Genomic DNA, 6,368 nt, shown 5'->3' on the forward strand with positions numbered 1-6,368 from the left:
GGTTTGAGGCGGTATCGAGGTTGCAGGCCGAGATTGCAGGCCGAGATTGCAGGCCGAGATTGCAGGCCGAGATTGCAGGCCGAGGTTTCAGGCTTGTTGCACCAGGGCGAGGATCTCCTCCCCGTAACGCGCCATCTTGGCTTCGCCAAAGCCCGGCACGCGCATCAGGTAGTCCCGGTTGGAAGGCCGCAGTTCGGCGATTTCCTTCAAGGTCCGGTCGTGGAAGATCACGTAGGCCGGCACTCCCTGGGCTCTGGCGGTTGCCGCCCGCCACTGGCGCAGACGCTCGAAGAGGGCGAGGGCCTGCGCGCCGAGGTCGGCCGTGATCGGGCTCGTGCTGTCGCCCCGGCTGAAACTGCGCGCCGGCTTTGGGGCGCGGCGCGGGCGGCGCAGTTCCACGGACTGCTCGCCCTTCAAAACCGGCCTGGCAGCGGCGGTGAGCTTCAGGGCCCCGTATTCGTTCATGTTCGCATGGAGCAGGCCGGCGGCCACCAGCTGGCGGAATACGGCGCGCCAGGCGGGCTCGTCCAGATCGGCGCCGATGCCCCAGGTGGAGAGCTGCTGGTGGCCGTATTCCCGGATCTTGGGGTTTTCCTTGCCGCGCAGCACGTCGATCAGGTGCTTGGCGCCAAAGCGCTGGCCGGTGCGGTAGGCGGTGGACAGGGCCTTTCTCGCCGCCTCGGTGCCGTCCCAGCATTCCGGCGGGTCGAGGCAGACATCGCAGTTGCCGCAGGGCTGGCTGACTTCCCCGAAGTAGTCGAGCAGCACCACGCGGCGGCAGCGCGGCGATTCCGCATAGCCGAGCAGCGCCGTCAGCTTCTGGCTTTCCAGGCGCTTTTGCGCCTCGCCGGCGCTGGAATCGTCGATGCGGGAACGCTGCAGGGCCACGTCCTGAAGGCCATAGCTCATCCAGGCTTCGGCGGGTTCTCCGTCGCGCCCGGCGCGGCCGGTTTCCTGGTAGTAGGCTTCCAGGCTCTTGGGCAGGTCGAGGTGGGCGACGAAGCGCACGTCCGGTTTGTCGATGCCCATGCCGAAGGCGATGGTGGCCACCATGATCAGCCCCTCCTCGCGCAGGAAGCGGCGCTGGTTCGCGGCCCGCACCTCGGTAGCGAGGCCGGCGTGGTAGGGCAGGGCCGGGTGGCCCTCCTGGCTGAGCCAGGCGGCGATCTCCTCCACCTTCTTGCGCGACAGGCAATAGACGATGCCGGCCTCGCCCCGGTGGCCGCCGAGAAAATCCAGGAGCTGGCGCTTGGGATTGTCCTTTTCCACTACCGTGTAGCGGATGTTGGGCCGGTCGAAGCTGGAGAGGAAGACCCGCGCCTCGCTCAGGCCCAGGCGGACGATCATCTCCCGCCGGGTGGCCTCGTCGGCGGTGGCGGTGAGGGCGATGCGCGGCACGTCCGGGTGGCGCTCGTGGATGGCGGAAAGCTGCAGGTACTCGGGGCGGAAGTCGTGGCCCCACTGCGAGACGCAATGCGCTTCGTCAATGGCGAACAGGGCCAGGCGGCCGCCTTCGGCGAGGCCATCCAGGAGCGCCAGGAAGCGCTCGGTCATGAGCCGTTCCGGGGCCACGTAGAGGAGGTCGAGGTCGCCGGCAAAAAGACGCCGTTCGGTCTCCCGCACCTCTTCCCAGGCCACGGTGGAATTGAGGAGCGCCGCCTGGATGCCGAGTTGGGTGAGGGCATCCACCTGATCCTGCATCAGGGCGATCAAGGGCGAGACGACGATCGCCACGCCGCGGCGCATGAGGGCAGGAATCTGGTAGCAGAGCGACTTGCCGCCGCCGGTGGGCATCAGCACCAGGGCATCGCCGCCGCCGGCCACATGCGCGATGATCTCCGCCTGCTGGCCGCGAAAGGCCGGGTAGCCGAAGGTGTGCCGGAGGATGTCGAGGGCAGAGGGGGAAGACGAAAGGGCGGCAGGCATGGGGGCAGGCATGAAGGCGGGATTATCCCACGCTGGCAGGGCTTCACGCAGGCTGAGCGAGGGAGTCAGTCTCCGACGAGCTTCACCGTGTCAGCGTAGCGCACCAGCTTGCTGCCCACCGTGAGCAGGATCAGGGGTTCGGTCCGGGATTGGGCCACCAGCAGGCGGTCGAAAGGGTCCTTGTGGTCGTCGCAGGCTGGCAGTCCGGCAAGCCCCAGGATGTGCTCATTACGAATGTCCAGCCAGGTAAAACCCATGGCTTCCACTTGGGCAGCAAAGACTGGCAGGTCGATGTGCAGACGGCCCAGCCCGGCCTTGATGGTAAGTTCCCACAGGGATGCCCGGCTGACGAAAACGGCCTCTGCTGATTCGATCACCTTCCGCACCGAGGCGGTGATGCGTGCATCCCCGGTCTGCCACCAGAAAGCGAAATGGGTGTCCAGTAATAGCCTCATCGGGGCGCACCCATATCACGGGGCTGAGCTTCTGCCTGCAGGCAGTCGAAAATGTCATCCAGAGGGGCGTCGAAATCTTCTTGCATACTCCAGTCCCGCCCCTGCATGCTGCCCGGTGGTGCGAGCTTGTTGGGTGCCGGGCGGTAAGCGGTGAGCGTCGCCACGGGCTGACCCGCCCGGGCGATGACCACTTCCTCGCCCTTTTCCACTGCTTCGATCAAGCGGGAGAAATGGGTCTTCGCTTCATGGATGTTGATGGTTTGCATGGCAGGGCTTTCAGGGGTTAGTCCGGTCTTAGTCTAGCATGGGTTCGGCAACAAGCCGGAACGGCGTCAGCTAGGTAGCAACGATTCCCGCCGCAATTGCGCCCCATCCCAGCTTAGCGCTTCACCCCGGTCCTCGCTCCAGTCCGCCAGCACCCAGCGTTCCACATGGATGCCGTCCACGATGTGGTCGTGGGTGGCGGGTTGGTGGGTGTGGCCGTGAATGAAGGTGGCGTAGCCATGCTGGCGCAGGAAGTCGTCGGTTTCGCCGGGGTTGAGGTCCATCAGGTAGGCGGATTTTTCGCGCTTGGCGGCTTCGCTCTGCTGGCGTAGCTGTGCGGCGATGGCCAGGCGTTCCCTCAAAGGCTTGGCCAGGAAGGCGGCCTGCCAGTCCGGCCTGCGGGTCTGGGCGCGAAACTGTTGGTAGGCTTCGTCGTCGGTGCAGAGGGCATCGCCGTGCGAGAGGACGAACTGCCATTGCGGGGTGGAGAGCACATAGGGGTCGGGCAGCAGGGTGAGGCCGGCGGCCCGGGCGAAGTCTTGCCCCAGGAGGAAGTCGCGGTTGCCGTGCTGCAGGTGGATGGCAAGCCCGGCGGCGCTGGCCTGGGCGAGGGCGGCGATGATCTCCTGGTGGCAGGGATCTTCCATGTCGTCGTCGCCGACCCAGGTCTCGAAGCAGTCGCCGAGGAGGTAGAGGCGGTTGTTTCTGGCGACATCCGGGTGGGCGATGCGCGCCAGAAAGGCCTTGAAAAGACGAATCGCCCCGGGGGTCCGGGGCGACAGGTGCAGGTCGGAGATGAAGTAGATCAAGCCGGTCCGGCCAGCCTTAGATGGCTTCGGCCTTTTCGATGATGACGTCGTCCACGGGCACGTCCTGGTGGAAGCCCTTGTTGCCGGTCTTGACGGACTTGATCTTGTCCACCACGTCCATGCCTTCCACCACTTCGCCAAAGACGCAGTAGCCCCAGCCGCTGCCGGACGGGGCCTTGAAGTCCAGGAAATCGTTGTCGGAGACGTTGATGAAGAACTGGGCGGTGGCGGAGTGGGGATCGTTGGTGCGGGCCATGGCGATGCTGCCGCGCTTGTTCTTGAGGCCGTTGGCGGCTTCGTTTTCGATCTGCTCGCGGGTGTCCTTCTGCTTCATGCCGGGCTCAAAGCCGCCACCCTGGATCATGAAACCATCGATGACCCGGTGGAAGAGGGTGTTGTCATAGTAGCCGTCCTGCACGTACTGGAGGAAGTTCCTGACGGTGACGGGGGCCTTTTCGGCATCCAGCTCGAGGGTGATGGTGCCGAGGTTGGTTTGCAGCTTGATCATGTTGATGGCTCACTTTTCGGAAATGATTTTGACGGACTGGATGATGACAGCTTCGTTGGGCACGTCCTGGTGGGGACCGGAGCGGCCAGTAGGGACCTTGGCGATCTTGTCCACCACGTCCATGCCGGCGGTGACCTTGCCGAATACGGCGTAGCCCCAGCCGTCGAAAGAGGGGTAGTCCAGGTTCTTGTTGTCCACCAGATTGATGAAGAACTGGGAGGTGGCGGAGTGGGGGTCGGGGCGCCGGGCCATGGCGATGGTGCCGCGGCTGTTCCTGAGCCCGTTCCTGGCTTCGTTCTCGATGGGTTCGCGGGTTTCCTTCGGGTTCATCCTGGAATCGAAGCCGCCGCCCTGGATCATGAAGCCGGGAATCACCCGGTGGAACACGGTACCGTTGTAAAAGCCGTCCCGGGCGTACTGGAGGAAGTTGGCCACGGATTTGGGGGCTTTGGCATCGTTGAGTTCCAGAACGATCCTGCCCTGGCTGGTTTCCAGTTCCACGGTGGGGGCTGCCCAGCCCAGGGTGGAGGCGGCGAGGCCGGCGGCCAGAATGAGTGCGCGCAACATGGGGATTTTCTCCTGCAAACGGGGGTGGGGCCGGAGCCAGGGCTCAGGCGGCCCCTTCGTAGATGATCTTCCAGTGGCCCTTTTCACGGGCCCAGTACTGGCGTTTTTTCATGGTGTTGCTGAGGTTGTTGCTGTCGTAGGCCTGGTCGAAGGTGACCACGACGACTTCTTCCTGCCCCGGGTTGCGGAACAGGGAAAGATTGTTGATCTGCACCTTGATCCAGGCCTTGCCTTGATTGACCTGGCGTTTTTGCTGGGCGAAGGTTTCGAAGTCCTGACCGTCGCTCTGGAAAGCGCGGGAATAATGGCGCAGATAACGATCCGTGTCCCGGCTTTCCCAGTCCGTGCGCCAGGTGTCGATGGCGGTATTGAGCTCGGCCCGCTCCTTCTGCCAGTCATCCAGGGACAGCCATTCGATGTCGTTGCTGATGATGACCGGGGTCAGGCCCACCTGGATGCTCTTGCCCAGGGTGTCGAAATCCTGGTTGGTCAGTACCACGCAGCCGTCGGAGGCTTTCGGTGGACGGGAGAAAGTGTCGGAAGGGGTGCCGTGCAGCCAGATGCCGGAGCCGCTGCGCCCATGGCGCTTGTCCCATTCATTGGGATAGTCGAGGGGGAAGGCGCCGTGGCCGTAGAGGTCGGCCAGCTTTTCCCGGGGCAGGCTGGAGGTGACGTGGTAGACGCCGATGGGGGTGCGCTTGTCGCCTTCCGTCATCTTGTCGGAACCCAGCTTGCCCTGGGTCACATAGTAGTCGGCCATGAAGCGGGGCCGGCCCTTGTCATTCTTGTACAGGTAGAGGCGGGCCTTCTTGGTATCGACGACGATGGCGTACTGCTGGTCCTCGCGCATTTGCAGCAGGTAGCGCGGCACGTAGTCGGCCGGGGGTTTGTTCTTGTAGCCCTGGAGCCGCAAAAAAGCTTCTTCGCGCAGGTCGGCAATGCGGTCAGCGGGGGCTTCCTGGGCGGCGCCGAAGGTGCTGATGGGGCGAGCCCGGGCGAGCAGCAGGTCGCCCTTGATCAGGTAGGCGAGGCGGAAGTTGGGGTAACGCTGGATCAGGCCTTCGGCCAGTTGCAGGGCGGCATCCAGGCGGCGCGCCTCGATTTCGGCAAAGATTCGCTCAAGCTGGGGTTCCGGGCCGGAATCGGAAAGGGTGGCGGCGGGGGTGGCGGCGTCTGGCGTGCTGCCCAGCAACTGGCCGATGGTGGCCATGACATCCTTGGGCGGGTCCTGAACCGGGGCGGCGGCCACCGAGGCCGCGGCTACCCCGATCGGTTCGACCGGCTTGCCTGCATCCGGGCGGATCATGACCCACATGCTGCCGACCACACCCATCGTGGCCAGCGCACCTGTCAGCAAACGACGCAACCGCATCAACGGGAATCTTCGCTGAGGATGAGCCAGCTATTGCCAGATTTGGTGAAGACCAGGGTCTTGCTGGAGGAACTCTTGAAGTTGGAAGCCTGATAGTGCTGGCGGATGCGTACGGTCGCCTTGTTGCCGTCCACGGAAATCTTCGGGGGGTCATAGCTGACCTTGATCCAGCTGGGGCGGCTGATCCGTTCCCGACGTTCCTGTTCCCAGGCCTTGCGGCTCATGCCCTTGGGGGTGTCGAAGTTGGGCGCATAGAAGGAGAGATAGCCCTTCACATCCTGCTTCGACCAGGCTGCCGCCCAGGCCGCCAGGGCCCTGGAGACTTCCTGGACAGCCGGATCGAGCGCTTCCGGGGCTGGAGTTGCCGGGGCCGTCGGCGTGGCGGCCGGCGGGCTCTTGGTGGTGGCACCTGGCGTGGCGGCACCTGGCGTGGTAGTGACCACGGTGGCAACCGGCATCCTGGGGGC

At 64.7% G+C, this 6,368-nt stretch carries 8 protein-coding genes; all 8 read right to left on the minus strand.

The genetic code is table 11. The features are described 5' to 3' along the window. Positions 1–87: 87 nt before the first annotated feature. A complete protein-coding gene (recQ, locus tag WBH99_RS04685; RefSeq protein WP_424218953.1) occupies positions 88–1,938 on the minus strand; it encodes a DNA helicase RecQ in 1,851 nt (616 codons plus the stop codon). 53 nt (positions 1,939–1,991) lie between these two features. Beyond that, entirely contained in the window at positions 1,992–2,381 is a 390-nt protein-coding gene (locus WBH99_RS04690; protein WP_424218954.1) for a type II toxin-antitoxin system VapC family toxin, read from the minus strand. After that, complete coding sequence (locus tag WBH99_RS04695) at positions 2,378–2,647, minus strand: type II toxin-antitoxin system Phd/YefM family antitoxin (protein WP_424218955.1); 270 nt, start codon at positions 2,645–2,647, stop codon at positions 2,378–2,380. The genes WBH99_RS04690 and WBH99_RS04695 overlap by 4 nt, the downstream gene beginning before the upstream one ends. Before the next feature lie 66 nt (positions 2,648–2,713). Further along, entirely contained in the window at positions 2,714–3,454 is a 741-nt protein-coding gene (locus WBH99_RS04700; protein WP_424218956.1) for a UDP-2,3-diacylglucosamine diphosphatase, read from the minus strand. Positions 3,455–3,470: 16 nt separating this feature from the next. Beyond that, on the minus strand, positions 3,471–3,962 hold the full coding sequence (locus WBH99_RS04705; protein ID WP_424218957.1) for a peptidylprolyl isomerase: 492 nt from the start codon (positions 3,960–3,962) through the stop codon (positions 3,471–3,473). A 9-nt stretch (positions 3,963–3,971) separates the two neighbouring features. Beyond that, a complete protein-coding gene (locus WBH99_RS04710; protein ID WP_424218958.1) occupies positions 3,972–4,529 on the minus strand; it encodes a peptidylprolyl isomerase in 558 nt (185 codons plus the stop codon). A 43-nt stretch (positions 4,530–4,572) separates the two neighbouring features. Next, on the minus strand, positions 4,573–5,901 hold the full coding sequence (locus WBH99_RS04715) for a L,D-transpeptidase family protein (RefSeq protein ID WP_424218959.1): 1,329 nt from the start codon (positions 5,899–5,901) through the stop codon (positions 4,573–4,575). Continuing rightward, positions 5,901–6,368: nuclear transport factor 2 family protein (locus WBH99_RS04720; protein ID WP_424218960.1), on the minus strand; the 468-nt coding region annotated here is incomplete at its 5' end. The genes WBH99_RS04715 and WBH99_RS04720, both read right to left, overlap by 1 nt.

This window comes from Azovibrio sp. (genome assembly GCF_049658005.1).
In the GTDB taxonomy this organism is placed as follows: Bacteria; Pseudomonadota; Gammaproteobacteria; order Burkholderiales; family Rhodocyclaceae; genus Azovibrio.

Excerpts from the sequence above, each read along its gene's own strand:
- WBH99_RS04695 (WP_424218955.1), bottom strand. The coding sequence starts at position 2,647 with ATGCAAACCATCAACATCCATGAAGCGAAGACCCATTTCTCCCGCTTG.
- WBH99_RS04710 (WP_424218958.1), bottom strand. The coding sequence starts at position 4,529 with ATGTTGCGCGCACTCATTCTGGCCGCCGGCCTCGCCGCCTCCACCCTG.
- WBH99_RS04705 (WP_424218957.1), bottom strand. The coding sequence starts at position 3,962 with ATGATCAAGCTGCAAACCAACCTCGGCACCATCACCCTCGAGCTGGAT.
- WBH99_RS04715 (WP_424218959.1), bottom strand. The coding sequence starts at position 5,901 with ATGCGGTTGCGTCGTTTGCTGACAGGTGCGCTGGCCACGATGGGTGTG.
- WBH99_RS04690 (WP_424218954.1), bottom strand. The coding sequence starts at position 2,381 with ATGAGGCTATTACTGGACACCCATTTCGCTTTCTGGTGGCAGACCGGG.
- recQ (WP_424218953.1), bottom strand. The coding sequence starts at position 1,938 with ATGCCTGCCCCCATGCCTGCCGCCCTTTCGTCTTCCCCCTCTGCCCTC.